The organism is Bradyrhizobium sp. (genome assembly GCF_049586575.1).
In the GTDB taxonomy this organism is placed as follows: Bacteria; Pseudomonadota; Alphaproteobacteria; order Rhizobiales; family Xanthobacteraceae; genus Bradyrhizobium.
Map to the genome: position 1 here is coordinate 1 of NZ_JBAVCF010000347.1, position 2,609 is coordinate 2,609.

The 2,609-nt window shown below is 58.8% G+C and carries 3 protein-coding genes and 1 pseudogene; 3 read left to right on the forward strand and 1 reads right to left on the reverse strand.

What is annotated here, in order from left to right; all coding sequences use genetic code 11:
• The 3 genes and pseudogenes from WB528_RS13565 to WB528_RS13575 form a co-directional block, all read left to right on the forward strand.
• A pseudogene (locus tag WB528_RS13565) lies at window positions 1-330 on the forward strand (ABC transporter ATP-binding protein); the annotation flags it as partial.
• Window positions 327-1,091: an ABC transporter permease gene (locus WB528_RS13570; protein WP_423888926.1), complete on the forward strand. Its 765-nt coding sequence runs from the start codon at window positions 327-329 to the stop codon at window positions 1,089-1,091. The pseudogene WB528_RS13565 and the gene WB528_RS13570, both read left to right, overlap by 4 nt.
• A 48-nt stretch (window positions 1,092-1,139) precedes the next feature.
• On the forward strand, window positions 1,140-2,126 hold the full coding sequence (locus tag WB528_RS13575; protein WP_423888927.1) for an amidohydrolase family protein: 987 nt from the start codon (window positions 1,140-1,142) through the stop codon (window positions 2,124-2,126).
• Window positions 2,127-2,444: 318 nt separating this feature from the next.
• Here WB528_RS13575 and WB528_RS13580 read toward each other — a convergent pair.
• A partial coding sequence (locus WB528_RS13580; RefSeq protein WP_423888928.1) for a sigma factor-like helix-turn-helix DNA-binding protein occupies window positions 2,445-2,609 on the reverse strand: 165 nt, incomplete at its 5' end.

The window sequence follows — 2,609 nt, forward strand, 5'->3', positions numbered from 1 at the left end:
GCCTTGTGCCGCGCACTCGTTCATCAGCCGAAATTACTTTTAATGGACGAGCCATTCGGCGCGCTCGACGAACTGACACGGATGGAGATGCAAGACCTGCTGCTGAATGTCCGCGCCAAAACCGGCGCGACGGTGATGCTGGTCACGCACAGTATCAGCGAGGCGGTTTATCTCTCCGACAGGGTCGCTGTGTTCAGTCCGCGTCCCGCCAGGATCGCCGATGTCATTGCGGTCGATCTTTCGTACCCGAGGCGGCCGGAGACGCGTTACGCGCCCGAGTTCACCGAGCTTGAACATCGAGCCGGCCGGGCGCTTGGGATCACACGATGACTGCGCAAAACCTTGCACGCTCGCTCTACCCCCTGCTTGGCGTCATGGTGATCCTGACGCTATGGCAGCTCTACACCTCGCTGTCCGGTATCAGCCCCTTGGTGTTGCCGAGCCCCATCGAAATCGCCTCCGTTTGCATCGAGCGTTACGATCTGCTGCTGCAGCAGACCTGGCCGACTTTTGTCGAGACGGTTCTAGGCTTCGCCTTGGCGCTAGTGATCGGTATTCCGCTGGCGGTGTTCGTCGCCAATTCACGGCTGTTCAATCTCGTGCTCTATCCAATTCTGGTCGCGACCCAGTCGATTCCGAAAGTTGCGATCGCGCCGATTATTTTGGTGTGGTTCGGCCTGGGCATAAGCTCGAAGTTGGCATTGGCATTCCTGGTGGCATTCTTCCCCATTGTCGTGGATACGGCCGCCGGGCTGCAGGCGACGCCGCCAGGTTTGTTGGAGCTTGCCCACGCCCTATGTGCTTCGCGGCGGCAGGTTTTCGTCAAGGTTCAGATGCCGGCGGCGCTGCCGTTCATATTCGCCGGATCGAAAGTCGCCATAACTCTCGCGGTGATCGGCGCGGTCATCGGTGAATTTGTCGGTTCGGTGACCGGCCTCGGCAATCTCGTTCTGGCGGCAAACTCACAGCTCGATGGGCCACTGGCGTGGGCGGCTCTGGTTTGGCTGAGCGTGCTCGGAATACTGTTGTTTGCCGCGGTCGCACTCGTCGAGTGGCTGATGATGCCGTGGGAACGTGCAGGCCAGCATTGATTTTTCTTCCACCTTGCAAACCACATCATGAGAAAAGAAGGTGTATACGTGACTCACGGCCCACTCATCGACACCCACCAGCATCCGATTCCGGAGTTTTACAAACGTGCCCTTGAAACCGTCGGCATTCACGGTAGCGGCGAGAATCCATGGGCCGACTGGAGTGAGGCGGCGCAGCTCGAACTGATGGACCGGAACGGCATTGCTGCCGCCGTCAATTCCATCGCTTCACCCGGCGTTTATTTCGGCGACGCGAATTTCGCCAGCCGCCTGGCGCGCGAGTGCAACGAAGACTCCGCCCGAATGGTCTCGGACCATGCGGATCGTTTCGGCGCGTTTGCAATCTTGCCGCTGCCCGACGTCGGAGCCGCGGTCCGTGAGGCCGAATACGCGCTCGATACGCTCAAGCTCGAAGGCGTCTGCCTGCTCACACATGTCAGCGACCGCCACCTTGGCCAACCGGAAGAGGACGAGCTTTACGCGGAACTCGATCGCCGCAAGGCGGTTGTATTCGTTCATCCCCTGCGTAACCAGGCCAAGAACATGCCGGCATATAATTATCCGTCCGGCATGACCGAGCTTGTGCTGGATACAACGCGGGCGATCCACAATCTGCTGTGGAACGGCACCTTTGGAAAATACCCCAACATCCGCTGGATCATGCCCCACGGTGGAGGAACGGTTCCGTTCCTGGTCTATCGGATGAGCGCCATGAACAATCGTCCGCGCGTTGCGGAAAATCTGGAAGGCGGCACGGTCGCCGATACCTTGCGGCGCCTCTATTATGATGTCGCAGAAATCTGCGCGCCAGCCCCTCTGAAATGTCTCATGGAAATAGCCGAGCCTTCTCACATCGTGTTCGGCAGCGATTTTCCGTTTTCGCGACATCTCACCCCGGCCAAGGATGTCGAATCGACGATCGCCGCCTTCGAGGCGTTTGGCGACTGGGATGCGTCTACGCGGCGAGCAATTGAGAGCGATAACGCGTTGAAGCTCTTTCCGAGATTCGGAAAATCGCTAACACCAATGGCGTGAGGAAGCTTGCCGAGGATGTGGTTTCCCCCGCTCGATAGTTTCTACTGGGAGTGACGATCTCGGATTTGGAGCGTAGGTGATGACATCTTGGCAATTCAGGGGTGCTCGACACTACCGCCGGGGCGAACTCCGCTCCCTTTCTCAAAACGTTACGGTTCTGGCCCGCTGTGCGATCATCTTTGCCTTCAGCTTGCTCGGGGGGTTGGTCGAATCGACAAATGCAAGAGAGAGTTATCCGTCTCGGCCGGTTACAATTATCGTGCCGTTCTCTACGGGTGCCGTGGGGCGCACTATCGCTTCAAGGTGTGGTACGGCAATTCAACCTTTTCGAGGAAGCTCCTGAGGTAGCTCCCTCGACCGGGTGGGATGGTTGAGCTTTCGCATCGCCTCGGCCTCGATCTGCCGAATCCGCTCGCGCGTCACTGAGAATTGCTGCCCAACCTCCTCCAGGGCGTGATCGCTGTTCATGCCGAGGCCGAAGCG

What these genes read in the sequence shown, in the direction of transcription:
- WB528_RS13570 (WP_423888926.1), top strand. Translation starts at nt 327, where the DNA reads ATGACTGCGCAAAACCTTGCACGCTCGCTCTACCCCCTGCTTGGCGTC.